Below are 23,454 nucleotides of genomic sequence, written 5' to 3'. Positions count from 1 at the left end.
ATCAGTTACTAACGGAGCCGCTCGCATAAAGCAAAAAAGTCCCCTCCCCCCGAGGGGGGAGGGTTAGGGAGAGGGGGAAACAGATGTCAACCCGGCAGGTTGCATTTGCCCTCTCCCCCAACCCCTCTCCCGCACGCGGGCGAGGGGAGTAAATATGGAAGCCTTTTCCAATTGTGCAAGAGGCTCTAACGAGGAGAGAACATGTCAGCCACCGACACCGCCATAATCCGTATAGAAAACCCGCAGGTCAAGGTCGAAAATCTGAACCTCTACTACGGGGCGAGCCAGGCGCTTAAAAATCTGACCTTCGGAATTCCGGGCCAGCAGGTGACCGCCCTGATCGGCCCCTCGGGCTGCGGCAAATCCACCCTGCTTCGCTGCATCAACCGGATGAACGATCTGGTCGACGGACTGCGGATTGAAGGGGCCATCACGATCAACGGGGAAAACATCAACGACCCTGCCCTGGATGTGATTGAACTGCGGCGCAAGGTCGGCATGGTTTTCCAGAAATGGAATCCCTTCCCCAAGTCCATCTACGAAAACATCGTCTACGGCCTCAGGATCGCGGGCATCCAAGACAAAAACGTGCTCGACGAGGCCGCAGAAAAATGCCTAAAACGGGCCGCCCTCTGGGACGAGGTCAAGGACCGCCTGCACCAGTCGGCCATGGGCCTTTCCGGCGGCCAGATGCAGCGGCTCTGCATCGCCCGCGCCATTGCGGTAAGCCCGGAGATCATCCTCATGGACGAGCCCTGCTCGGCCCTGGACCCGCGCTCCACCTCGCGAATCGAGGATCTCATCCGCGAGCTGCGGGGCGAGTACACCATCATCATCGTCACCCACAACATGCAGCAGGCGGCGCGCATCTCCGATTACACGGCGTACATGTACCTTGGCGAGTTGATCGAATACGGGCCGACCCAGACCCTGTTCACCATGCCGGAAAAAAAGGAAACAGAGGATTACATTACCGGCCGCTTCGGCTGAGAGTAACCGGCCAGCAGCACCGCATCTGCTTTGTCATCGGCCTGCTCATGTGCAATAGCACACTTCGCAGACCTCTTCCTCGCATCTGCGGCACTGCTGGCCGGTTACGAACTTTCCCATTGTTACGCCGCCGAGCAGCGCAGCCTTGGCCGAATGAGGTGCTTGCACTGTTTGAGGCGAAGCCGAGTTTGCAAGCGCCCGGCCAAGACGAGCAGCACAGGGAATCCCGCCTGCGGCGGGACAAGTGACTGGGTGCCCTTTCTTTTGGTTCGTTTTCTTTGGGCAAGCAAAGAAAATGAACAAACATACTGGCAATAATACCGGATCGCGCAAAACTTTCCGGATCCTCCGCTCAATGCGGTGGTTTTATGCACAATAAGGAGCAATTCCATGGCTAAAAACATCCAGACGGAAATAGAAAAACTCAAAAACCAGATCGTCTTTCTCGGCACGGCAGTGCAGGAAAACCTGCAGAAAGCGGTCAAGGCGCTGTGGGGAAAAAATCCCGACCTGGCCCGGCAGGTGATCGCCACGGACAAGGGCGAGATCGACTCCATGGAGATCAGCGTGGAAGAGGAATGTCTGCGCCTCCTGGCCCTGCACCAACCCGTGGCCGGCGACCTGCGCTTCATCGTCACCGTGCTCAAGATCGACAACGATCTGGAACGCATCGGCGATCTGGCCGCCAAGATCGCGGACAAGGTCATCCTGCTCCACGACATCGACCCGGTCCACTTTGCCGCCGACGGCATGCAGATTCCCGAGATGTTCAACGCCATGTTTGCAAAAACCATCTGGATGTTTCAGAATACCATGGAGGCCTTTGTCAGCGAGGATACCGACCTGGCCTACAAGGTGTGTTTGGAGGACGACGAGGTGGACCGGGCCAAGGGCGCCATTCGCACCGAGATGGAGGAGATCATCATGCGCGACCCTGCCCAGCAGGTCTATCTGGCCAAACTGATCAGCGTGGCCAGAAGCATGGAACGCATAGCCGACCACTGCACCAATATCTGCGAAGACATTATTTATATGGCGCAGGGCAAGATTGTCCGCCATCATATAACACGATAGCCTTACGGAAACTGTCACAGTCACACTGCCCAGGATAAATAAATTTCATACGGGGCCGCCCATAAACTTCCGGCAGCCCCAGGATTGCAACCGTTCAGGAGTGCCGTAGATGCGCGGAAGAGGCCTGTTCGCCATACACCAGGTATGCGAACCAGGCCGATGACAAAGCAGATGCGGTGCTCCTGGACGGTTGCGGAGAAAGCAATGGCCAGAGAAACCATCCTTGTCGTGGAAGATGACGAAAACATCCAGCAGTTGGTGGGCTACAACCTGGCCAAGGCTGGTTTCCATGTGCTCTATGCCGACAACGGCGAGCAGGCGCTCAGCGTCATCAAGCGGGAAAAGCCGGAGCTGATCGTGCTGGACCTCATGCTCCCCGGCTTGAGCGGCTTCGAGATCTGCAAGCTGGTGCGCAAGGACCCGAAAACCAAGAATCTGCCCATTGTCATGCTCACCGCCAAAAGCGAAGAAAACGACATGGCCGCGGGCCTCGATCTCGGGGCGGACGACTACATCACCAAGCCCTTCAGCCCCAAAATCCTCATCTCCCGGATCAAGGCCGCCCTGCGCCGCAAGGAGGGGTTGAGCGAGGAAGGGGGCGGAAGCAAAAAAACCGGCCCGCTCACCATCCACGGGATAACCATCGACCCCAACCGCTACGAGGTGCTGGTGGGCGAGGAAGCCATCCCCCTAACGGTGACGGAATTTTCCATCCTGGAGCTGCTGGCCCGGCGACCGGGCTGGGTCTTCAACCGCCAGCAGATCATCGACGGGGTTCGGGGCTACGACTACGTCATCACTCCCCGGGCCGTGGACGTGCAGGTGTTCGGGTTGCGGAAAAAGCTGGGCGAAGCGGGCAAACACATCGAAACCGTACGCGGCATCGGCTACCGCATGCAGGGCTAGGGCAGGATCGTCGATTTCCCGGGGATCTCAGACAAAGAGGTCGGTCAGTGCGAATTTTTCCCCGTCAAAAAGTCCCAGATCGGTGATCTTCAGCGCTGGGATTACGGGCAGGGCCAGAAAGGCCATGGTCATGAAGGGGGTCTGCAAAAAGCAGCCGTTTTCCTTGACCCGTTGCTCAATGGCGCTGTAGTTTCCGGCCATTTCCTCGCAGCTCCCAAGCCCCATGAGGCCTGCCACCGGCAAGGCCATCCTCCACTCTTCCTTCCCCTGCACAAAACAGATACCGCCGCTGCTTTCCCGGAGCAGGTTCACGGCCCGGGCCAGATCCAGATCGTTGCTGCCAATGGCGATGAGGTTGTGGGAGTCGTGGGCGATGGACGAGGCCATGGCCCCGTGCTTCAAGCCGAATCCCCGGACAAAGCCGATGGCGGGAGGCGCAGGCCTGTAGCGGTTCTGGACCAGGATCTTCAACAGGTCCGCATCCGGGTCCGCTTCGACAACCGCGCTGCCCGTTGCCAGGGGATAAAACCCGCAGCCGGTGACAATCTGGCCGTCCGTCACCTCAATAACCTTCACCCGTCCACCCTGTGCCCGCACCTGCAACTGCCCTGCCGCAATCGGCGCCGCATTACAGCGATTGACCGGCCTGGGCGGCTTGGCCGAAAAAAGAGGCTGCCCTCTAAGACTTGCCATTTCCCCGGCAATCCAGGTCTCGCCGACCTCCATGCGCTCAAGATCCTCAACCACGATGAAGTCCGCCGGATCTCCCTTTTGCAGCAACCCGACAGCGAGCCGGTAATGGCGCACCGGATTGACGCAGGCGCATTGCAGGATATCAAAGAGATCATGCCCCAGGCTGAGCGCCTGTTTGACCAGCAGATTGATGTGGCCGCGAACCAGATCCGCGGGCTTGAGATCATCGCTGCAGAGCATGCATCGGGCGGAATGGCTGGTAATCAGCGGATGCAACACCTCGAAATCGCGGGCGCTTGAGCCCTGGCGCAGGAGAATTTTCATGCCCAGGGCCAATTTCTTGTAGCACTCTTCCAGGGTACCCGATTCATGATCGGTGGAAATCCCCGCCTGCGCGTAAGCTGCCAGCGCATCCCCGCGCAAACCGGGGGCGTGGCCGTCCACCCTTTTGCCCATCTTCGCGGCGGCGCCAAGCTTGGCCATGACCTCCGGGTCCCGGCCGATGACCCCGGGAAAATTCATCATCTCGGCGAGAAAGAAGATATCCTCCCGCCGGAGCAGCGTTTCCACCGCCAGGGCATCAAGCGTTGCCCCATTATTTTCAAACCCGGTGGCAGGCACGCAGGAGGGCGCACCGAAATAAAACTTGAGCGGCGCCTGTCGGCCGCTGTCGATCATGAAATCGATGCCGTCAACACCGAGGACGTTGGCGATCTCATGGGGATCTGCCACCACCGCCACCGTGCCGTGGCACACCGCTTTTGCTGCAAAGGCGGCCGGAGTCAGCATGGAGCTTTCGATATGGATATGGGAATCTATCAGGCCCGGCAGGAGAAAAGGGCCTTTAACCGCAGAGTCGGGAAGAATTTCAACAATTCGGCCCTGATCGATAACCAGGGTCCCGGAAAATTGCCGGCGGGCCACAGGATCAACAATGATTCCGGATCTTTTTTCCATAACTCTCCTGAAAACGACACAGGCTGAGAGAGGAAAGACCCGGGAGACCAGCCCTCATGCCGGACAACCAAACAGGGCCTCCCGAGCCTTTTCTCAATCACTCGGATCGCTTATTCCCGAACCCAGTTGAGTCGGATGCTTTTTTCTCCATCGCCGTAGGCGAAATCAAGCTCACCCTGATAGGCATTATTCAAGGCCTCGCCAATCCGCCGGGCCAGATGGATGCCGGTGGTGGTTACAGTGGTGCACTCTTTTTCCTCGGTAATGGCCATGAGCCGCTCCATGGGATGCGCTTTTTTCTCCTGGGCTTCCAGGTTGTGGATTAAATTCGTGATCTCCTCATGATGGGTTGCGAAAAATCCCCCCCGAATCTCCAGGGTGCCGGCCGGGAAATTATCCTTGATGCGCTGGCAGGCCGGGCACACAATGGCATGGGCATTGACCGCCGGTTCCCACCACGCCCAGCGTCCCTCCAGGAACACTGCGTTGCATTCGCTGCACACCGTAGGCTCGGGCAATTTCCGCCGCTCATGATAGGTGTCATGCCGCTTTTCCTGAATCAGCCGGTCTCTTCTTCCAAATTGGCCTTTGTCCATGAGGTTTCTCTCCTTGTCCTTTGGTTCAGTTTCAGGCAGCACAGTTCCTGCACGGGTAGACCAGCCAAGCCATATTGCCGCAATGGCCATCTCCCATGGTTAAATTATACATCCAGCAGGAGGGGAAAACACAAGAACCAAATCCGTTTTTTTCCGCATCTCCTCCTTCGTCATGCAGGACAGGCTGCTTGGGCGATCCTCCTTTTTCAAAAAAATATCCCCTTGACATTCCATTTCACAATGATCGATCATCATTACTACAGGATGAATACTCTTTCTGGTTAGGGAGGAACACCAATGAACATGACGGAAATCAAGGAAAAAGCAAAACAGTTGGGCATCCAGGCCGGCAAGATGAAGAAGGTGGACTTGATTCGGGCCATCCAGAGCAAGGAGGGCAATTTCCCCTGCTTTGAAACGGCAAAGGATTACTGCAATCAATTATCCTGCGCCTGGCGGAATGCCTGCTTGCCGGCAAAGGGGCTTGAAAAGAAATATGAACAGACCAAGAATCTGTACCTCAAAAAGATGCAGACCGAGTTGCAAACCCTGGCCAGCAAGCTTGCCGACCTGAAAATGAAATCGCAAAAAAAAATGGGAGCCGGCAAAATAGAGGCCCTCGCCGAAATCCACAAACTTGAAAGAAAGATCGAGGAACTCAAGAAAAATGCCCGCAGCCTTGCGGCTGCAAGCGAGGATGCCTGGCAGATTACCAAGCATGGGGTTGATAAGGCTTGGGATGAATTGCGCACCTCAGCCAAGAAGGCCTTGGCGAAATTCAGTTGAAAGGGTGACGTCTTGGCTGCGGCACGCCGGCCGGTTGGGTGATCGCTCCGCGAGAACTCACGGGGAAATGGCGAAATCCCAGCCCATCTCAACGGCCAGCCACTGCGGAAGAAGCATGAGCGAGCGGGTAAAATCCATACCCGCCTCCTCGATATGATCCCGCATGACCAAGGAAAACGGCCCTGCCGCCGCCACCACGGACTTGAGCACCACCGGAGCATCTTCGCGCGATTCCGGATCGTTCGCAGCCCAGCAGGATCGGGGATGCGACGAGACGAAATGCGCTCGGCACACCACCGGCCGCACGGGATAAACGCAGCAGACGCCATCCACCACCAAAGGGCAGCAATGCTCGTAAGCGGAAAGATCCGCCTGCCCGTCGGTGACGCCCGACGGCCTGCCCGGCCTTGAATTGTCCCACTCATGCCATTGTTTGGTGCGCAGCCGCAGAGCGTCAATCTGCCCGGCGGACAATTCCCGCTTGATGTATTGCACCAAGGTCTGGGCCTCGACAATGTTGGTCAGGATATGATACCGGCAGCAATGACAACAACCCGACCCGCAACTTGAAACAACGCCGTCTTCGTTGCGCAGCCGAGCCAATTCGCAGGCAGTGGCGGCATCCACGGAAGAATACACGCCGTTGGCAAAACTCTCTGCCGAGGCAATTGGGACACCACCCCCGAACTCCTTGGGGCTCAACCTGCATGTGCTATTTTCAATCAATCGGGGCCTTCTCCTTTTTGGGCCGAAAACTTCCGGCGGACAACGAGCAGAGCGGCACCTTACTGCAAGATGCTGGGGAAGGCACTGCTTAATTCCGCATACTCATCAAGGCTTTCCCGCAAAAACGGCGATCCCGCCTGTGCCCACAACGGTTTGGCATGACCAATCGTGCGGCTCCGGCCCAATTCGTCTATCAGGTCACACTCAGGCTTTCACATCGACCAGCGCCCCGCCGCCCAACTCCTGTATCCTGGCATCGATCATCTCCAGGGCCTTGTTCAGCGTCTGGTAACTGATCTCGGGCAGCTTTCCCCCCCAAGCCTGTTCCGCCTCCTCGAACCCCTTCTGGATGCCTTCACGCCCGGCCTGCAATCGTTCCAGGCTGTCCCCGGCGCCGGTCAGGACAAATCCGGCAAGGCGCTCCGCCGTCTTGCTGACGCCGAAGTACCCGTCCTCGGCAATCAGGGTCTGCGCCTCCTCGGGGCTTAAGTCGGCCAGGGATTTCCCCTTGTACTGAAAACTTTCAAGATCCCGCGTCTCTTCCTCGCCCCGTTTCACAAGGCCGTACTGCGTTGCGAAGCGATCCTTGGCCTTGGTCTTTGCCGCCAGCAGAAAATCGACCGTCTTCTCCTGCATGGCAAGGGACGCTTCCAAGGTCGTAACCTTCTCCGATCCTTGTCCGCGCTTTTCCCCGGCAGGCTGGACTTTGGCATACTGTGCCCGCATCGCGTTGAAGGACTGCCCCTGCAATTTCGCGTTTCCGATATCCGCCATAACCCACCTCCTGGTGAAGAGTGTCTCGACAGGAATTACTTTTCTTTTAATAGAATAAGAACGAACACGCAAAAAAGAAACAACGGAGAACATGACCGGTCATTCATGCTCCGCAGCGAGCCAACATCAAAAGCATTGTGTCCCGATGGGTTCCCGGCCAATATATCCTGTCGCAGCAGGGACATCGCTGGAACAACTGATAATATTTTTTGGGTGAGCGGCTCCAAGCGATCCAGGATCTGCCGCTTCTCGACTGGTAGCAAAAGCGCATTGCAGCGCAGGCATCGGCTCAGCGGCTTGAATTGTTCCCTTATCCCAAAAAGATGAACAATTTCAGCCAACTGTTTTTCCGGTTGGATCTCTCGAACGAGATAGCCAAAGACCACCTCTTTTCGCTTTAAAAGATCCGTATCCTTGCTCAGCAGGATGCGTTTTTCCCGCACGGCAACCGCAACAAGGTCCGGATCGGAGATATCGCTGCGGTACAAGGTGTCAAAGCCTGCCATGCGCAGCAAGGTGGCCAGTTTGCCGACATTCATATCCACGGCAAAGGTGATACCAGGCAAGGGCTCGGGCCGGAGCAGGGTTGGAGTCGTTACATCCACAGGGGGAGAGATGGGGTATACATCAAGGGTGTCATCATCGGCGCCGGGAGCGGCAAAAGAGATTTCCCTCCCGGCAACAACCAAGCGTCCCACCTCGGTATGCGGGACTCCCAAGGCCTCGACGATATCCTTAACCGAGGCCTGCCGGGTGAGTTCGTACGCAACCCGCTGTTGCCCACGGAACGGCGGGCGCAACAGCTCTTTCAGGTTTCCCCAAAAGTTGATGATCATCGCGGGAGAAGGCCCTCGATCAGTGAAGGGTTTGCCGGGGAAAATAAGGGGATGCCCCTATTTTTTTTCATCACGCCCAAAAATCATGATAGCCAGTTCGTAGGTTGGGTAGAGCCCTGCGAAACCCAACAGTTTTCAGTCGAACGGTGGATGATGTTGTCGTTTAAACGTCGGGTTTCGTTCCTCTACCCGACCTACGAACTGCAAGATCAAATTCTTCAATTGATTTCCAATCCTGTGTCTCGATGTCTTTTACCGTCCAAAGCCACTGGGGCGAGTAGTAAAGAAGGTAAACGAATCCGTGGTATTTCTCGTAAAACTGTCCAAGCGGGAGCTCGTCTCCCGGCGAAGAGCGTTTGGTGCTTGCGTGAACTGTTCTGTTTCTGATTTTTCTGAACTGCGCCCCAAATTCGGCGGGCACTTCCACTTGATAGACGGAAATATGATTTTCCCAGGACGGCGCGTAACCACCCTTTATTGCGTCAACCCTATTCTTTAGCAACTTTGTAACTTCACGATTGAATATTTGATCGAGCACTCTACTTTGTACATTTACAGTGCTTCGGAAATCTCGCTTGATGCACCCCACGTAGAATTCATAGAGATGATGAAGAAAACTGGCGTAGGCATCGTAGCACCTTATCTTTGTGGCCTTGTCGCGGCGCCCCATGATGTTCATCTTTGCTAAAGCAGCGAAACGTTCAAAGCTGTCTTTACAGAGAACAAACTCATGAACAAGCGTTGTTGTGAGCGCCTGATCTGTTTCATCTCCAATTTCAAACTTCATCGCTCATACGAAATGGCTGAGTTGGCGGTGCGAAAGACATGCAAGGCTAACAAATTATTCTGCGGAGCTGGCTATCATGCCGAAAATCATGATAGCCAGGAAAATAAACAAAAACCGAACAAGGCAAGCAACTTCTCCCGTAGTCCTACTCCAGGCAAAGCACCCCCCCTCTTTTCCTCCTACCTGCCAAGCCCCATGAGCATCAACAGTTCATAGGAAAGCGCGGCAACCAGCCCTGCGGCGGGGAGGGTCAAGACCCAGGCCATGACCATGCTCTGCGCCACACCCCAACGCACTGCGGACAGCCGTTTGCTGGTGCCCACCCCGAAGATGCTGCCGGAGATGACGTGGGTGGTGCTCACCGGCATGCCGAAATGGCTGGTGACAAAGAGGACGATGGCGGAGGAAGTCTCGGCGGCAAAGCCGTGCACCGGCTCCAGCCGGATGATCTTATGCCCCATGGTCTTGATGATCCGCCAGCCGCCCACCGAGGTGCCCAGAGCCATGACGGTGGCACAGGAGAGCACCACCCACAAGGGAACCACGGGCTCGGGGATCATCCGGGCGCTGACCAGGGCCATGGTGATGATGCCCATGCTCTTCTGGGCGTCGTTGAGGCCGTGGGTAAAGGCCATGGCTGCGGCGGAAACAATCTGCAGATTGCGAAAGCTCGCGCTCACCCGCCCGGGATGCACGTTGGCAAGGGTTTTAAAGATCCCGCCCATCAGCAAAAAGCCGATGATAAAGCCCATGGCCGGAGAACCCACCAGGGGAATAAGCACCTTGTGCACAATTCCGCCCCAGAGGACGGAAGGCAGCCCGCCGTGGATAATGGCCGCGCCGCACAAGCCGCCGATCAGAGCATGGGAGGAACTGCTGGGGATGCCGAATTTCCAGGTGATCAGGTTCCAGACGATTGCCCCGAGGATGGCAGCCAGGATAACGACCTGAAACGTCTGCTGATTGGAACCAAGCTCCTGAGGATACCCCTTTTCCAGCAGCGCCCGGTTCGTGTTGGCCAGTTCTTCCGGTTTCAGCGTGCTGGAATTCTTGGCCTTTGCCTCTGTCTTCTCCTTGAGCGCGACTCCGGCGAACCGCTCGGCCGAGTAGAGATCGGTTTGGGTGATGGCGCGATTCAAGTCAGCCACCAGGGCCTCCTGCAACTCTTGGGAAACAGCGCCGCCTGCCGGGTATTGCCCGAGCAGCCCTTGGGTTGCAGGGGAAAGCCGCGTTGCCAGATATTGGGAAACCGGATCAGCGGGATGTTGCAGCTTGGCGGCCAACGCTGCGGGCTGATGAATATCCGCGACCTGAAACCGCGCCGTGTCGAGGAGGCCGCTGGCCACGGTGATCGCCACCTGGGTGGAGAACAGGGCGCCGACAAAATTGAGACAGGCCGCCATGATAATCGCCTTTCTCGGCGAAAGCACCCGGGTGGAAACCACCGTGGCGATGGCGTTGGCCGTATCGTGAAAGCCGTTGATATAGTCGAAGGCCAAGGCGCAGACCACAACCAGCACGAGCACCAGGGACAGGCTAAGCATACTTCACGACCACGCTTTCGATGATATGGGCGACATCCTCGCATTTGTCCACCGCCACTTCGATCCGGTCGTACACCGCTTTCCACTTGATCACGTTGATCGGGTCGGCATCCGGGGCGTTGAGCAAACAGGCAAGCGCCTTGCGGAAGGCCGCGTCGTGCTCGTTTTCGATCTGATGAATGCGAATAAAAAGGTCCTGAACTTTATCCCGGTTTGGCTTGGTGCGCAGCGTCTTGACCGCCTCCAGCGTGGCTTCGGTGATCTGCACCAGCAGCACCACCAGCCCAGCCAAATCAGGCCGCAGTTGCTTCAGTTCGTAAAGCGCCATCCTGCCGGAGCAGGCCTCGATGCAATCGGTCACATCGTCCAGTTCGCTGGACAGGGCGTGCAGGTCTTCCTTGTCCAGAGGGGTGACAAAGGTGGCGTCGATCCGGTTGGCAAGCTCATGGGTGATGTGGTCTGCGTCGCTCTCTATCTCCTTGATCCTTGCCGCGTACCGGTCAAGATTGGCGAAATCATTGACCAAGGCCTGAAATTCCTTGGCCGCATCCACCGCGGCTTGCGCCTGTTTTTCTAGCAGCGCGTAAAAACCCTGCTTCTTGCTCATTCCTGGAAAACGCACAACCTTCACCTCCTTGGCAAACAATAAAAAAAAACGGACGATCAACCGATACGCAGCCCATGGCCGCCACAAATAATTACTCCGTATACTGGAGATTGATGACCACCGTCCTGTTGAGCGATCTCCCTTCGGGCAGGCTGTTGTCGTAGGGCGGATTATTGGGGCCGTTGCCCGCATGGGTTATCTGGGCTTCTGCGACTATCCCGCTCTGCACGGTGGAGTCGTACACCGCTTTTGCCCTCCGCCCGGACAGTTCAATATTGTATTTTTCCTTGCCGATGCTATCGGTGTGCCCGGCGATGTCCATGGCAACCCCCTTGAGTTCCGCAACCCGGGCGAGCACCCGGTTGACGATGATCTGGTTGCGATCCTTCAGATCGGCCCGGTCGAAGTCAAAGAGGATCAACCCATATTTCTCCACGACCTTGCTCCCGATCTTCTGGGCGATGCGCTCCTCCCGCCGGATAAAATTGATCGCGACCGGAGCGGAGGCGGTGCTGAACACGTTGCCTTCCTTGTCTTTCACCTCAAGGTCGGCGCTGACCTGCCCCAGTTGCACAAGGTTACCCAACCCCAGCGTTTCCAGGGCAAAGGCCACCTCCGCCGGCGGAGCGCCCGCGCCCTCCCTGGTCGCCAGCACCTTGTCCGCGCCCAGCAGCCTGAGTTGCCAGCTCTCGATCTCGGTTTCCCCCTGCAGGGTGGGAGCGAACCGCAACTCCTTGGTATCGGCTTGCTCCTGCACATAGGTGCTCTTGATGGTGTCGAGGATGGCGGGATGGGTGGAAAGAATCTCAACCCGCTGATTTTCCACAACGCCTTCCGGCACCCGGCTGGTGCTGGGCACGGCGGGAAGGTTCCGCGCCTTGATTTCCATCCGTGACAGATCAATGCCCCATACGGACTCAAAATAGGCGAAAATCGCTTCGGCCCGGCTCCTTGCCAGCCCGATCTTCCCTTTTTCCACGCCGCTGTTGGAGTTACAGCCCACCAGGGTTATCCGGGCCTCGGGGTTGGCTTGCAGCCGTTTGCCGATGACGTTAAGGACCTGATGGTGTTTCTCCATCGTGTCTTTCAGCTTCTCTTCGGAAAAGTTCGCGGTCTCCGCCGGAGCCAGGACGACGTATCTTTCGGAGATACGGCTTTTTCCGGTGTCGAAATAGACATGGTTCAGCATGGGAGAGCTGTCCATCACGGTTACCTCCTCGATATTCACGGCGGCAGGCGCGCTGACGAGGGTTCCGGCGGGCGGGGCAAGGAACCGGTAGGTGACCAGGTAACGGTGAAAAATGGTGGTGGAGAAGCTCTTGAGAATGGGCAGAAAATCATTGGCCGAGGTGGCCTTGCGGATCATGCCGTTATGGCCCTGGGCAAAGGAGGTCAGGAATGGATCCAGGCCGGGCTTGTCCATGTAGTCCACGGCATAGGCGGAAAAATTGCTCACCCCCGTGGCCGCCAAGCGCACCTCCTCCCTCTTCAGCGTGCTGTTGATGTCTTCGCCGTCGGAAAAAATGAGCATGAACTTCTGGCTGTCCGCAGGCATCTGGCGAATAATCTCCAGCCCCTTGTGCATGCTGTCATAGAGGTAGGTGCCGTCGGTGGTGGCGGGGAAAAAACTGCTCCGCAAGAACTGACTCAAGGCCGGAACCTCGTTTGCCTGGAAGGTTCGGGTGGAGACCCGGGGCAGACTCGTCCCCGGATCGACAAAGGTGACGACATGGACATTGTCAATGGGCCGGACCAAGGTGAGAAAGCTGTCCATGGCCGCCAGCAAGGGCTCCACCGCCTTGCGCTGCTCCATGGAATAGGAATTGTCCACCACCAGCACGATATTGAGGCCGATGTTCCGTTGCTCCTGGACATCCTCCACCGAAATGATCTTCGCTGTTTTCAGTCCTTGCTTGATGGAAAAATCCTCTTTCTGCAAGCCCAAAATGGCATCCCCGGACTTGTCCTGGACCGAGACCAGAACCTTGCCCTGCTCAAGCGGCTGAAAGCTCAGCTTCGCTTGCGGGCTGAGGGTCCGCACCTCCAGGGGGTCAAGGGCCATCCCCACGCCCACCCATGAAAATATGGCCAGCAACAAACAGAGAAGACCAACGGCTTTTTTCATACTCTTCCTCCTGTGGCGGATGCGGCAGTGCCGCATTGGGACAAAGGTGTCGCAAACTGTTCTTATGAAAAAGGGGGGCGAATCAATTTACTCTGGCGGGGTGTCGGAAAGCCCCCTGCCGATGGCATACTTGATAAGGTCGGCAACGCGCTTGATGTTGAGCTTTTTCATCATGTTGGCCCGATGGTGCTCGACGGTCCGTTTGCTGATATCGAGCTTGTCGGCGATATCCCGGCTCGTTACCCCCTCGGCCACCAGTTGCAGGATCTGCTTTTCCCTCGGGGTCAGGATCTCGCCGAATCCATCGCCACGGCGGCTACAGGAGGCGATGACGTCTTCGGGAAATTCTCCGGCCAGATTGGGGGAGATGTACAACTCGCCCTGGCGAACCCTGGCGATGGCCGGCAGCAGCTCGGTGTCGGAATCCTCCTTGAGCAAATAGCCGTCCGCCCCGGAGGCAAAGGAGGAACAGAGGTACTGCTCGCCCTTGTGCATGGTCAGCATGAGCACCTTGATCGCAGGACAGATCTTGCGCACCTCGCGGATCGCCTCGATCCCTCGCAGGTTGGGCATGGAGATGTCGAGGATGACAAGATCGGCCGGGATGGTTTTCAACAGCGCAATGAGCTCCAGACCGTCGGCCGCCTCGCCGACCACCTTGAGCGCGGGGTCCTGTTCAATCATTTTCTTGACCCCATGCCGGATCAGGGCATGATCATCAGCCAGCACTATACGACAGACACCCATAGCAACACCTCATTGTTCTCCGGAGTCACGGGACAAAACCACCATATATTCCACCGGTTATATACCGTAGTTGCACTTCGGCCGCAGTAAAAATTGAGGCCCGCGACCCGGAGTTTTTTTAGTTTTTACAGACAAACGCTTCCGGTTGGGGAGCAAAAGCATTGTACGCCAGACTGATCCCCAGGGCAAACAAGGTGGTGCCCACCCCGATCACGGCGCCGACGATGATCGGCGCAATCAGGGCCAGCCGGATAAGAACCGTGGCCACGGCATAGCCGGAATTGCGGAAAGAAACTTGGTACTGCGCGCTGTAGCGCAGGGAAATGAGCACCACCAGCACATCGCTGAAAACAAGCAGGGTGTAAAAGGAGGCAAAGGCGTTTTCCGGCAGCCCATGGGCAAAATAGCCCCAGAGGTCATTGAGGCAGATGCCCACGAAAGAGACCAGCAACAACAGGGCGATCATCTTTTTGGCAAGGATGAAGTGGCTGCGGATTTTCTCATCCCCGGTGATCGGGTGGGAGCGCTGGGTCTTGTAAAAAAAACCCAGGACAACGAAGATAAGCAGCGCGCCAATCGCCGAGGCGATAATATTTCCCAGGGTTGGGGCAATCTCCGCCCAGAGCAGCGGTTCACTGAAATGGGAAAACTCCTTGAAGGTATCCCGCAGGAGAATCAGGGAAAGGATTTCAAACTGTTTGCCCACCGATTTGGTGACCGAGTGGGACAGGCTGAGGATAAGGCTCACCACCTCCAAGGCCAGCAAGAGGTTGAAAGCCTGCTCAATGGCGGCAAGATGGGAAAGGGAAACATGCGAGGCAAACGGCTCGGGCACAAGAAGCCTTCGGTTCAACTCGATGAGAATAATGGCGGAAACAAAGAAACTCACCAGCACCGTGGCAAAAAACTTCATGCCCTGTTTGCTTTCCAGATGCAGCTCGATCCAGTCAAAAAGAAAGCCGGCCCGTATCATGATGAATTCCATACTGTCCGCCACCGTCTGAGGGGAAAAGAAGAAGTGCTTCCTCTATTTTTACTAATCTGTATTGTCTTGCGGCACAAGTTTTTAAGCGTTGTTACGCAATAATCCCCGTGTCCGTTTCCCAGCCGTCGCGACGGCCACGAATGGCAGTATTGCCCGGCAAGGGCTTCCTGCAATCCGCCATCGCCCTGCCGTGCCGCCACTGCCCCCCGGAACGATAAAATCTTTGACTTCCACCGGCCGTATGAGCAATCATGAGAACAGGCGCTGTTCGAGTGCAGTCAATTCCATCCCGTGCGGATCGGAGGTGATCATGAGCGCGGAAACGATACAGGGCATGCTCCGCACCATCGAAGACGAATGCCGTTTTACCGGCGGCCTCACCGGCCGCTACACCCTGCGCCAGCAGATATTTGACGCCATGGCCACGGTACGGCGCGAGGACTTCGTCCCGGACGAACTCAAGCCCTACGCCTACGACAACAATCCCCTGCCCATAGGTAACGGCCAGACCATTTCCCAGCCCTTTATCGTCGCACTGATGACCGACCTGCTGGAGCCGGAACCCGACGACACCATCCTGGAAATCGGCACCGGTTCCGGCTATCAGGCCGCGGTTCTCTCCCAATTGGTCAAACGGGTATACAGCCTGGAGATCGTTCCCGAACTGGCGCGGCAAGCTGCCGACCGCTTGCGGCACTTGGGGTACGACGCGGTGGAGGTCCTCGCCGCCGACGGTTCTTCCGGACTGCCGGAGCATGCCCCCTATGACGGAATCATCGTCACCGCCGCGGCGCCCCGTATACCACAAGCCCTGATCGAGCAGCTCTCCCCCTTCGGCAGGCTGGTGATTCCGGTGGGCCGCCCGCATCTGCCCCAGGATCTGTTGCTGGTGGAGAAATCCGGCAAAAGGGTCACCAGCCGGAGCATCCTCTCCGTGGCCTTTGTCCCCTTCACCGGACATGGGCAAGCCTGAGGAAGAGGACCAACAGTTGCCCCAGACATCTCGCCAACGCCAAGCCACCCTGCTCCTGCGGAATACCCCATGAAAACAGGTTTATTGCAAACCGGACAAATCCTTTGCTACGACGAAGAGGGCGGCGCTATCCCCTGCCCCGGCAGCGGCCAGGACGGGGAATTCCGCCTGGGCCTGCCATGGCCGAGTCCACGATTTTCCCTGGAAAAAGAAATCGTTCTCGACCACCTCACCGGACTCGCCTGGGCCAGGGACGCCAATCTGAACGAATTCCCCCTGACCTGGCAGGAATCCCTCGCCTTCATCGCCGGAATGAATCGCCACAAATGGGCCGGCTATGACGACTGGCGGCTGCCCAACCGCCGGGAGCTCCGTTCGCTCATGAGCTATCAGGCGAAAAAACCCTCATTGCCGGAGGAGCATCCGTTCACCAACATCTTCCTGGGCTGGTACTGGACTTCCACCACGGCGGCGATTCACCCGGCCTATGCCTGGTGGATCCACCTCGAAGGCGCCCGCATGTTTTACGGGCGCAAGGATCAGTATGCCCTGTTTTGGCCGGTTCGCGGCGCCGGATACAACCTTTTGCCAAGAACCGGACAGATAACCTGCCATGACGCCCTGGGGCGGGAGATTCCCTGCCCGAACTCGGGTCAGGACGGCGAACACCGGCATGGCCTCGCCTGGCCGCAGCCGCGCTTTACCGATCTCGGCGAAACGGTCCTCGACAATCTGACCCGCCTCATTTGGCTCAAGGATGGGGACTTGGGCGGAAAAATCATGACCTGGCGCCAGGCCCTGGATCTCATAGACGAGATCAACCGGAACACTCTGCACGGCAGCAACGACTGGCGGCTCCCCGACATAAACGCCCTTGAATCGCTGGTGGACTGCTCGCAGGCGGAACCGGCCCTGCCGGCCGGTCACCCGTTCCACCGGGTGCGCGAGGCCTATTGGTCTGCCACCACCAGCTTTTTTGAAACAGACTGGGCCTGGGCTTTGTATCTTCACAAGGGCGCCTTGGGGGTCGGCCACAAAAAGGGGGAATCGTTTTCTGCGTGGCCTGTCAGATTTTCCGGCGAAGAGGCTTGACGCTATCCGAACAGTTCGACCAGAAAAAGGCTCAGCAGGGGGAAATAGGTGATGATTCCCAGGGTGACGAACAATATCCCCAAAAACGGCAGGGTGGCGGTGTACAGTTGGGCAATGGGCCGATCAAAACGATAACTGGCCAGAAAAAGACCGAGCCCCACCGGCGGGGTGCAGTAGCCGATCTGCAGGTTGGCCAGAAAAATGATGCCAAGATGGGTGAGATCGACCCCATACCCCTGGGCAATGGGCACGATGAGCGGCACCACCAGGACCAGGGCCGAAAAAATATCGAGCAGGGCGCCGACAACGAGCAGAAAAAGATTGAGCAGCAGAAGAAAGGTGTACTTGCTTGAGATATGCTCCCGGATAAAATCAAAGAGCCGGGCCGGAATCTCCTGATCGATGAGAAAGCTGGTGGAGGCCATGGAAGCGGCGAGCACCACGAAGATCCCCCCGAAGAGCGCCATGCTCCGCACCACGAGGGCAGGAAGCCGCGCCGGGGTGATATCCCGGTGCACGCACATCTCCACGAGCAAAACATACAGGGCGGTCACCGCCGCCGCCTCGCCCACGACAAAAAAACCGCCGTAAATCCCTCCCAGCACAATGACCGGCAAAGGGAGCTCCCAGACCGCGGCGCGCAAGGCCCGCCACGTCTCCCCCGCCGGCAACGGCTTGCGGGGGCCACGGGTGGCCGCGCCTTTTTTAATGCTGTAAGCGCCCAGCAGAAGCAGCATCAACAGACCGGGCAGAATCCCGGCCAGAAAGAGGTGGTCGATCCTGGTCTCGGCTATGACCCCGTAGAGGATAAGGGGCAGGCTGGGGGGAAAGAGCAAGCCCAGGCTGCCGGAGGTGGTGATCAACCCCAGGGAAAACTGCTCGGGGTAACGGTCCTTGAGCATGGCCGGAAAAAGCAACCCCCCCAAGGCAAAAATGGTCACCCCGGAAGCGCCGGTAAAGGCGGTGAAAACCGAACACACCACCAGGGCGATCACCGCCAGCCCGCCGGGCAGCCAACCCAGCAGCACGTTGGACAGGTCCAGCAACCGCACCGGCGCCTTGCTTTCGGAAAGTACGGTCCCGGCGAGGATAAAAAGGGGCAGGGAAAGCAGCATGGGGGTCTCGGCCAACCGGGACATCTCGATGACCACCACCGAGGGATCAATGCCTGCCCCATAAAAGGAGAGCAGGGCCAAAGCGGCCATTACCACAAAAAGAGGGCTGCCCAATATGGCCAAAACCAGGGTTATCAGTTGCAGGAATTGCATATCAGGATCTAGGCCGTTTCCTCGAAAGAGCGGATATCTTTTCCGGCCAGGGCGGCGCGAAAACTGTGCACGCCGCCGAGCAGAAAACGGAGGGTGATGGAGCCAAAGGCCAGGGGAAAAATCAGATTGAGTTGCCAGGAGGCAAGTCCGGCCATTGCCTGGCCGTTGCCATAAAGCGCCTCCTGGCGGACAAAATCAATGGCCATCCAGGTAAGCACCACACAAACTCCGGCGGCAAAAAATGACCTGAATACCCGCAGCCAGCGAAAAATCGGTTTGGGCACCAGGTGGGAAGCGAGATCAATGGAGATATGTTTATCCAGCTTGGTGGCCACCACGGCTCCGAGAAGCCCGGTCCAGAGCACCATGACCCGCAGAAGCGGATCGGCCCAGGACAACCCCCCGCCCCAGACATCGCGCAATACGATCTGCAGGCAGGCCAGACCGATCATGGCGGCGATCAGCAGCAACAGAACCCCCTCCTCAAGCCGCGCCAGCAATCTGCCTATCTGCTGGATTCCTCGAAAAAGCCGGCCCGGTTGCTCGCTCATTTGGCCGCACCCCCAGCGGGAGATTTCGCCCGAAAATCAGCAAGCAGCCGGGTCGCCGCCGCGTAGATCTCCTTGGAAAAAGCGGTGCCCACCAGACGCGGCACGGTTTTTTGGTCACGCACCGCCAGCAACTGTTGCAGGGTTTCCTTCTCTGCCGGCACCAACTGGATGCCGTTCTTTTTCAGGGTGGCCAAGGCCTCTTCATTGCTGCGCCGGGTATCGATCAACAAGCCGGCAAAATGTTTTTTCGCGGCAGCCTCCATCATGGCGGCATGGTGGGGGGGGAGCTTGGCAAAGGCGCTCTTGGAAAAGACCAACCCGCCATAGGCGTAGCCAAAGGGGGTATCGGTGATATATTTTGTCCGGGTAAACCACTGGAGGACGATGGAGCCGTAAAAGCCGTTGAACACCGTGTTGATCATGCCGGTTTGCAGGGAGGAGAGCACGTCCGGGATGGAGAGGGGGATTGGGGTGACGCCCATGTCCTCGAGAAACCCACGGCTCAAGGGATCATTCTCCGGCGCCCAGCACTTGCTCGCCCGCAACTGGGCCACGGTGGTCACCGGTTCGCTGGACATGGTGTAGACAAAACCGACCTCGGTCATGGCCAGCAGGACCAGATCCTTTTCTTGAAAGGCCTTTTTAAACAGCGGGAACAGACCCTCGGCAACCCTGTCCACCTCGGCGTAGGACCGGAAGAAAAAAGGGATGGCCATGATCCGGAAATCCGGCACGGTCTCGCTGATCCCGGTCATGGTAAAGCCGCCGCCCTGGAGCTGGCCGATGCGCATCTTGCGATACATGGCCCGGTCGTCGCCCATTACCCCGCCCATGTACAGCTTGAAGCCGATCTCGCCATTGCTCTTGGCAGTCACCTCGCTCTGAAATTCCTGGAAGCGCCTGGCCCAGACGCTGCCATCCGGGGCAAGGGTGGCGATCTTGAAAAGATAGCGGGGCGCGGCCTGGGCGCCCGGAGGAGCCATGAGCGCCAGAAGGGCGATGCCGAAACAGACCGTACGCAGCAGACGATTCATACCTTCTCTCCTAAAAAATCGTAATTATCCAGCGTGAGGTCAAAACTGGACGAAACCTCCAGCATGTAACTGTTCAGCAGCGCCGCTTCACTGCTGCCACGGATGCGCGGAAGAGGCCTGCGAAGTGTGCTATCGCACATGAGTAGGCCGCTGACAAAGCAGGTGGGTGCTGCTGGACAGTTAAAAAAATTCATCCACCTGGGCCAGCAGCTTCCGGGCCCGCCGCTGGGCCAGAACATTGGGCAGGGTCAGGTCCGGGGCTAAAGCAAGGTCAAAGGCCAGCGCCTCCTCCAGGAGACGGACGTAGAGCTCTTGGTCAAAGGTCTGCCGGGCGTAGTGTTCGGCATAGGCCACCAGGGTCGGAAGAAAGCGCCGATCGCCCAGGGCCAGGGCCTTCTCAAAATGATTCCGGCTCACTTCCGGCCTGCCGCCCAGCATCGCCGGGCGGGAGCCATAATAGACGCCGAGAAAAAGATGGGCGCCGCCGTGATAAAAACCCTCGTCCAGGGCCAGCACCCGCAGCATCAGCTCTTCGATCTTGGGCAGATCGGCGACCGCCGCGGGCGCCCCCTTGCTGAAACCGATCCAGGTGGCCCAGCCGTACCCACCCCAAAAAAGTTTTTCCACCTCGCGGGAACCAACGGATTGCAGGGCCTCGCTGAACCCGGCAAGCGGCATCTGATTCGCGCCGCCAAGGCCAGGGTGCGTGCCCAGCAGGCGCAGCCCATACTCCTTGGCCCTTTCCCCCAGCACCACGGCCCGTTCCGGGCGGCCGCATTCCGGCATGAGACTCGCGTAGGCCGTATAGGCCTGGGTGCCATGCATCAGCAACCTGGCGTTATCGGGATCGGAAACCAGCATGCTATCTAGGAGCAGCAGGTAGGAGGGCGCACCGTCACAAACCAGCTCCAGGTCCGCCTGGCGGTTGAGATTCTTCACCACCGGCCCGACCATGGGGGGGATCACCAGCGAGGCGCACCCCTGCGACAACACCGCGATCATGGCCAGCAGGACGGCGAGCCCCCAATTTTTCTGGAGAAAAAACAACCCTTGGTCAATGATCTTCTGCATGGCCGACCTGATCCCTGTTATCGATGTGCCTGCGCGCGTCCCAGCCTTCTTTCGCCGAGTATACCACACCCTTTTGTCCGCAGGATACAGGCAAGCGACCCGGCGCAAAAAAAATGCCCCGGCAAAAAAGATTACCAGGGCATGGGACCGACTCACTTTTTCCCGGCTCAGGAAATAGCCACCAGTTCCAGATCAAAGATGAGGTCCTTGCCTGCCAGGGGCGGGTTGGCATCAAGAACGACAACCTCGTCCGTTACCGCCACAACCGTGACCACAACCAGTTCGCCGTTGGGTCCGCCCATCTGCAGTTTCTGGTCCACTTCCGGGTTGAGATCCGGCGGAACCTGAGTGCGGGGCACCTCGATAACCAGCTCCTCATTCTTTTCGCCATAGGCTTTATGGGAGGGAATGGTGACCTTTTTCTTGTCGCCGATGGCCATTCCCAAAACAGCCTCCTCAAAGCCCACGATCACCTGACCGCCGCCGAGGGTGAAATCCAGGGGATCGCGCCCGGCGGAGGAATCGAAAACCGTCCCATCCTCCAGCGTGCCGGTATAATGGATCTTGACGCTATCTCCTTTTTTAGCCTGTGACATATCGTGCTCCTTGTGGTCTTCTCCCTGGGAGGGATTTTATCTCAATAAAATTACGTCATTTATCACGAAACCCAACACGGCTCCGCGCCTTTTTCACGATTGATGCTTGCTTAAGGCCCCTCTTTGGCTTTAAGCTGGGGCCGTACTCCTCTTTGCCCCATAACAAAAAACCAGAGCGGTAGCGTCGCGGCACAAGCAACGCCCCGCCGATGAAGGACTTGCCATGTTCGAATGGATTCTCACCGGGCTCAGCATACTGGGAACCCTTTTCAACCTGCAGAAACATGTGGCAGGCTGGATCATCTGGACCATCGCCAATATCGGCTGGATTGTCAGCTTTTCCCACAAGGGCATGCTGGCCGAAGCGTTTCTTTTCTCGGTCTACCTGGTGCTGTCCGTTTACGGCATCTTCAAATGGTGGACCCCACGGCCCCAGGAAGACAAAGACTGAAAACCCCGGCTCACGCGCCCAGTTGGATGGAATCCTCCACGCCGAGGGCCTGGTAGATATCCAGAGCCTGGCGGGAATGGTTCAGGGTGTAAAAATGAATGCCCCGCACCTCGTTGTCCAGCAGATCGCGGACCTGCTCGGTGGCCCAGTGCACCCCGACCTTTTCCACCTGCTCATCGCTTCTGGCCCGATCCAGCGCACGCAGCAAGGCGGCCGGAATCCTGGCCCCGGCGGCAAGCTCGGCCATGCGCACCATGCCGCTCTTGGTGGTGATGGGCATGAGCCCGGCAATGATGGGCACCGTTATGCCGGACAATTCGCAACGGTCGCGAAAATCATAGAAATCGCGATTGTCGAAGAAGAGCTGGGTCACGATATAGTCCGCCCCGGCGTCAACCTTGGCCTTGAGATAGTCCATCTCCAGCAGCCGGTTGGGGGTGGCGGGATGTCCCTCCGGAAAACCGGCGACGCCGACGCCCATATGCGGGAAGTTCTTTTTGATGAAGGCGACCAGATCGGCGGCATAGGCAAAGCCGTCCGGGGGATGAACGAAATCGGTCTGCCCCTTGGGAGGATCGCCGCGCAAGGCCAGGATATTCTCCACCCCGCTTGCGGCATAATTGCGGAGTATCTCTCCGGTTTCCGCCCGGTTTGAGCCAACGCAGGTGAGGTGGGAGACAACGGTGAGGTTGGTTTCCTGCTGGATCCTGACGATCAGCTTGTGGGTGCGATCCCGGGTCGAACCGCCCGCCCCGTATGTCACGCTGACATAGGCGGGCTTTAAGGGCATCAGGTCGGAGATGTTGGCAAAAAGATTTTCCCAGCCCGGCTCATCCTTGGGCGGGAAAAATTCAAAACTGAAGGAAAACCTGTTGTTGTCGAGAATGTCCTTTACCAGCATAGTACCTCTAACCCGTTGTTTTGGTGAAAAATTTCAGACATCAAAAGAAACACCTATCTACCAAATTTACCATCCGATTGCTCGAAAAATCCATGCCCGGCAGGAAAAAAATACGCGCTCAGCGGCAAATACGCTGCCAACAGTTCCCCTCCGGACACCAGGAAGCCGCATCTTGACTTGACAAAGTCCGGCCCTGGGTTGTAATCAGAATCTGGCTGGGCAAGCAATCACAGGGCGCTCTGCAATCACTTACGGTTTCGGGCAAAGCGTGGTTCACGGCTCCACCTCCGAATCAGTTATCTGGCCCAGCAAGCACACATTGCGCCATCATGAAGATGGCCGGGGGATCACAAAACGTTGGCACATTCAAACAGAAAAACACCT

The 23,454-nt window shown here is 57.7% G+C and carries 24 protein-coding genes and 1 pseudogene; 7 read left to right on the top strand and 18 right to left on the bottom strand.

The window, feature by feature from the left end; translation table 11 throughout:
- The first annotated feature begins 201 nt into the window (after positions 1-201).
- The 3 genes from pstB (at position 202) to MWR57_RS04550 (ending at position 2,970) form a co-directional block, all read left to right on the top strand.
- Positions 202-990 (top strand): phosphate ABC transporter ATP-binding protein PstB, encoded by a 789-nt coding sequence (gene pstB, locus MWR57_RS04560; RefSeq protein ID WP_423123604.1) that lies wholly within the window; start codon positions 202-204, stop codon positions 988-990.
- 390 nt (positions 991-1,380) lie between these two features.
- Positions 1,381-2,064: a phosphate signaling complex protein PhoU gene (gene phoU / locus MWR57_RS04555; RefSeq protein WP_423123603.1), complete on the top strand. Its 684-nt coding sequence runs from the start codon at positions 1,381-1,383 to the stop codon at positions 2,062-2,064.
- A 204-nt stretch (positions 2,065-2,268) separates the two neighbouring features.
- Complete coding sequence (locus tag MWR57_RS04550; protein ID WP_423123602.1) at positions 2,269-2,970, top strand: response regulator; 702 nt, start codon at positions 2,269-2,271, stop codon at positions 2,968-2,970.
- Between the two features lie 27 nt (positions 2,971-2,997).
- Here the strand turns inward: MWR57_RS04550 and ade are convergent, their stop codons facing one another.
- A complete protein-coding gene (gene ade / locus MWR57_RS04545) occupies positions 2,998-4,620 on the bottom strand; it encodes an adenine deaminase (RefSeq protein ID WP_423123601.1) in 1,623 nt (540 codons plus the stop codon).
- Between the two features lie 110 nt (positions 4,621-4,730).
- On the bottom strand, positions 4,731-5,216 hold the full coding sequence (locus MWR57_RS04540; RefSeq protein ID WP_423123600.1) for a BCAM0308 family protein: 486 nt from the start codon (positions 5,214-5,216) through the stop codon (positions 4,731-4,733).
- A gap of 297 nt (positions 5,217-5,513) precedes the next feature.
- Between MWR57_RS04540 and MWR57_RS04535 the strand changes: the two genes are divergently transcribed.
- Positions 5,514-6,002: a sll1863 family stress response protein gene (locus MWR57_RS04535; protein ID WP_423123599.1), complete on the top strand. Its 489-nt coding sequence runs from the start codon at positions 5,514-5,516 to the stop codon at positions 6,000-6,002.
- Positions 6,003-6,059: 57 nt separating this feature from the next.
- Here the strand turns inward: MWR57_RS04535 and MWR57_RS04530 are convergent, their stop codons facing one another.
- The 10 genes and pseudogenes from MWR57_RS04530 to MWR57_RS04490 form a co-directional block, all read right to left on the bottom strand.
- Complete coding sequence (locus tag MWR57_RS04530; protein ID WP_423123598.1) at positions 6,060-6,728, bottom strand: hypothetical protein; 669 nt, start codon at positions 6,726-6,728, stop codon at positions 6,060-6,062.
- A gap of 204 nt (positions 6,729-6,932) precedes the next feature.
- Positions 6,933-7,502 (bottom strand): hypothetical protein, encoded by a 570-nt coding sequence (locus tag MWR57_RS04525; RefSeq protein ID WP_423123597.1) that lies wholly within the window; start codon positions 7,500-7,502, stop codon positions 6,933-6,935.
- Between the two features lie 35 nt (positions 7,503-7,537).
- Positions 7,538-8,338 (bottom strand): Mut7-C RNAse domain-containing protein, encoded by an 801-nt coding sequence (locus MWR57_RS04520; protein WP_423123596.1) that lies wholly within the window; start codon positions 8,336-8,338, stop codon positions 7,538-7,540.
- 163 nt (positions 8,339-8,501) lie between these two features.
- Positions 8,502-9,125 carry a hypothetical protein gene (locus tag MWR57_RS04515; protein WP_423123595.1) on the bottom strand — a complete coding sequence of 208 codons (624 nt, stop codon included), beginning with the start codon at positions 9,123-9,125 and terminating at the stop codon, positions 8,502-8,504.
- A gap of 179 nt (positions 9,126-9,304) precedes the next feature.
- Positions 9,305-10,273, bottom strand: a complete 969-nt coding sequence (locus MWR57_RS04510) for an inorganic phosphate transporter (RefSeq protein WP_479723944.1) — start codon at positions 10,271-10,273, stop codon at positions 9,305-9,307.
- 177 nt (positions 10,274-10,450) lie between these two features.
- A pseudogene (locus MWR57_RS14440) lies at positions 10,451-10,669 on the bottom strand (inorganic phosphate transporter); the annotation flags it as partial.
- On the bottom strand, positions 10,662-11,291 hold the full coding sequence (locus tag MWR57_RS04505) for a DUF47 domain-containing protein (protein ID WP_423123593.1): 630 nt from the start codon (positions 11,289-11,291) through the stop codon (positions 10,662-10,664). The gene MWR57_RS04505 and the pseudogene MWR57_RS14440, both read right to left, overlap by 8 nt.
- Positions 11,292-11,367: 76 nt before the next feature.
- Positions 11,368-13,401: an OmpA family protein gene (locus tag MWR57_RS04500; RefSeq protein WP_423123592.1), complete on the bottom strand. Its 2,034-nt coding sequence runs from the start codon at positions 13,399-13,401 to the stop codon at positions 11,368-11,370.
- Positions 13,402-13,488: 87 nt separating this feature from the next.
- The gene (locus tag MWR57_RS04495) at positions 13,489-14,148 is read right to left on the bottom strand and encodes a response regulator (protein WP_423123591.1); all 660 of its coding nucleotides are present in this window, start codon (positions 14,146-14,148) and stop codon (positions 13,489-13,491) included.
- Positions 14,149-14,266: 118 nt separating this feature from the next.
- Positions 14,267-15,133, bottom strand: coding sequence for a hypothetical protein (locus MWR57_RS04490; protein WP_423123590.1), 867 nt, complete (start codon positions 15,131-15,133; stop codon positions 14,267-14,269).
- 310 nt (positions 15,134-15,443) lie between these two features.
- Here MWR57_RS04490 and MWR57_RS04485 point away from each other — a divergent pair, with 310 nt between their 5' ends.
- On the top strand, positions 15,444-16,106 hold the full coding sequence (locus MWR57_RS04485; protein WP_423123589.1) for a protein-L-isoaspartate(D-aspartate) O-methyltransferase: 663 nt from the start codon (positions 15,444-15,446) through the stop codon (positions 16,104-16,106).
- 69 nt (positions 16,107-16,175) lie between these two features.
- Entirely contained in the window at positions 16,176-17,198 is a 1,023-nt protein-coding gene (locus MWR57_RS04480) for an Lcl C-terminal domain-containing protein (protein ID WP_423123588.1), read from the top strand.
- A gap of 2 nt (positions 17,199-17,200) precedes the next feature.
- On the opposite strand, the gene MWR57_RS04475 is transcribed toward MWR57_RS04480, so the two are convergent.
- The 5 genes from MWR57_RS04475 to MWR57_RS04455 all read right to left on the bottom strand — a co-directional run bounded on the left by MWR57_RS04475 (position 17,201) and on the right by MWR57_RS04455 (position 21,718).
- Positions 17,201-18,466 carry a TRAP transporter large permease gene (locus tag MWR57_RS04475; RefSeq protein WP_423123587.1) on the bottom strand — a complete coding sequence of 422 codons (1,266 nt, stop codon included), beginning with the start codon at positions 18,464-18,466 and terminating at the stop codon, positions 17,201-17,203.
- Positions 18,467-18,474: 8 nt separating this feature from the next.
- Positions 18,475-19,017 (bottom strand): TRAP transporter small permease, encoded by a 543-nt coding sequence (locus tag MWR57_RS04470; protein ID WP_423123586.1) that lies wholly within the window; start codon positions 19,015-19,017, stop codon positions 18,475-18,477.
- Positions 19,014-20,051 (bottom strand): TRAP transporter substrate-binding protein, encoded by a 1,038-nt coding sequence (locus MWR57_RS04465; protein WP_423123585.1) that lies wholly within the window; start codon positions 20,049-20,051, stop codon positions 19,014-19,016. Before MWR57_RS04465 ends, MWR57_RS04470 begins: the two co-directional genes overlap by 4 nt.
- A gap of 180 nt (positions 20,052-20,231) precedes the next feature.
- Positions 20,232-21,122, bottom strand: coding sequence for a TRAP transporter TatT component family protein (locus tag MWR57_RS04460; protein ID WP_423123584.1), 891 nt, complete (start codon positions 21,120-21,122; stop codon positions 20,232-20,234).
- Between the two features lie 167 nt (positions 21,123-21,289).
- Positions 21,290-21,718, bottom strand: a complete 429-nt coding sequence (locus MWR57_RS04455; RefSeq protein ID WP_423123583.1) for an FKBP-type peptidyl-prolyl cis-trans isomerase — start codon at positions 21,716-21,718, stop codon at positions 21,290-21,292.
- A 223-nt stretch (positions 21,719-21,941) separates the two neighbouring features.
- Between MWR57_RS04455 and MWR57_RS04450 the strand changes: the two genes are divergently transcribed.
- Positions 21,942-22,169: a nicotinamide mononucleotide transporter gene (locus MWR57_RS04450; protein ID WP_423123582.1), complete on the top strand. Its 228-nt coding sequence runs from the start codon at positions 21,942-21,944 to the stop codon at positions 22,167-22,169.
- A 10-nt stretch (positions 22,170-22,179) separates the two neighbouring features.
- On the opposite strand, the gene metF is transcribed toward MWR57_RS04450, so the two are convergent.
- Complete coding sequence (gene metF, locus MWR57_RS04445; protein ID WP_423123581.1) at positions 22,180-23,070, bottom strand: methylenetetrahydrofolate reductase [NAD(P)H]; 891 nt, start codon at positions 23,068-23,070, stop codon at positions 22,180-22,182.
- Between the last annotated feature and the right edge of the window lie 384 nt (positions 23,071-23,454).

The sequence above is a fragment of the Hydrosulfovibrio ferrireducens genome, from assembly GCF_046883345.1.
In the GTDB taxonomy this organism is placed as follows: domain Bacteria; phylum Desulfobacterota; class Desulfobulbia; order Desulfobulbales; family Desulfurivibrionaceae; genus Thiovibrio; species Thiovibrio ferrireducens.
Note: the sequence above shows the minus strand (reverse complement) of the source record. Positions and strands in the feature narration are given on the sequence as shown.

Coding starts and splice junctions, on each gene's coding strand:
- phoU (WP_423123603.1), top strand. CDS start 1,381: ATGGCTAAAAACATCCAGACGGAAATAGAAAAACTCAAAAACCAGATC.
- MWR57_RS04475 (WP_423123587.1), bottom strand. CDS start 18,466: ATGCAATTCCTGCAACTGATAACCCTGGTTTTGGCCATATTGGGCAGC.
- metF (WP_423123581.1), bottom strand. CDS start 23,070: ATGCTGGTAAAGGACATTCTCGACAACAACAGGTTTTCCTTCAGTTTT.
- MWR57_RS04485 (WP_423123589.1), top strand. CDS start 15,444: ATGAGCGCGGAAACGATACAGGGCATGCTCCGCACCATCGAAGACGAA.
- MWR57_RS04540 (WP_423123600.1), bottom strand. CDS start 5,216: ATGGACAAAGGCCAATTTGGAAGAAGAGACCGGCTGATTCAGGAAAAG.
- MWR57_RS04470 (WP_423123586.1), bottom strand. CDS start 19,017: ATGAGCGAGCAACCGGGCCGGCTTTTTCGAGGAATCCAGCAGATAGGC.
- MWR57_RS04465 (WP_423123585.1), bottom strand. CDS start 20,051: ATGAATCGTCTGCTGCGTACGGTCTGTTTCGGCATCGCCCTTCTGGCG.
- MWR57_RS04455 (WP_423123583.1), bottom strand. CDS start 21,718: ATGTCACAGGCTAAAAAAGGAGATAGCGTCAAGATCCATTATACCGGC.
- MWR57_RS04525 (WP_423123597.1), bottom strand. CDS start 7,502: ATGGCGGATATCGGAAACGCGAAATTGCAGGGGCAGTCCTTCAACGCG.
- MWR57_RS04515 (WP_423123595.1), bottom strand. CDS start 9,125: ATGAAGTTTGAAATTGGAGATGAAACAGATCAGGCGCTCACAACAACG.
- pstB (WP_423123604.1), top strand. CDS start 202: ATGTCAGCCACCGACACCGCCATAATCCGTATAGAAAACCCGCAGGTC.
- MWR57_RS04500 (WP_423123592.1), bottom strand. CDS start 13,401: ATGAAAAAAGCCGTTGGTCTTCTCTGTTTGTTGCTGGCCATATTTTCA.
- ade (WP_423123601.1), bottom strand. CDS start 4,620: ATGGAAAAAAGATCCGGAATCATTGTTGATCCTGTGGCCCGCCGGCAA.
- MWR57_RS04520 (WP_423123596.1), bottom strand. CDS start 8,338: ATGATCATCAACTTTTGGGGAAACCTGAAAGAGCTGTTGCGCCCGCCG.
- MWR57_RS04460 (WP_423123584.1), bottom strand. CDS start 21,122: ATGCAGAAGATCATTGACCAAGGGTTGTTTTTTCTCCAGAAAAATTGG.
- MWR57_RS04480 (WP_423123588.1), top strand. CDS start 16,176: ATGAAAACAGGTTTATTGCAAACCGGACAAATCCTTTGCTACGACGAA.
- MWR57_RS04450 (WP_423123582.1), top strand. CDS start 21,942: ATGTTCGAATGGATTCTCACCGGGCTCAGCATACTGGGAACCCTTTTC.
- MWR57_RS04490 (WP_423123590.1), bottom strand. CDS start 15,133: ATGGAATTCATCATGATACGGGCCGGCTTTCTTTTTGACTGGATCGAG.
- MWR57_RS04550 (WP_423123602.1), top strand. CDS start 2,269: ATGGCCAGAGAAACCATCCTTGTCGTGGAAGATGACGAAAACATCCAG.
- MWR57_RS04495 (WP_423123591.1), bottom strand. CDS start 14,148: ATGGGTGTCTGTCGTATAGTGCTGGCTGATGATCATGCCCTGATCCGG.
- MWR57_RS04535 (WP_423123599.1), top strand. CDS start 5,514: ATGAACATGACGGAAATCAAGGAAAAAGCAAAACAGTTGGGCATCCAG.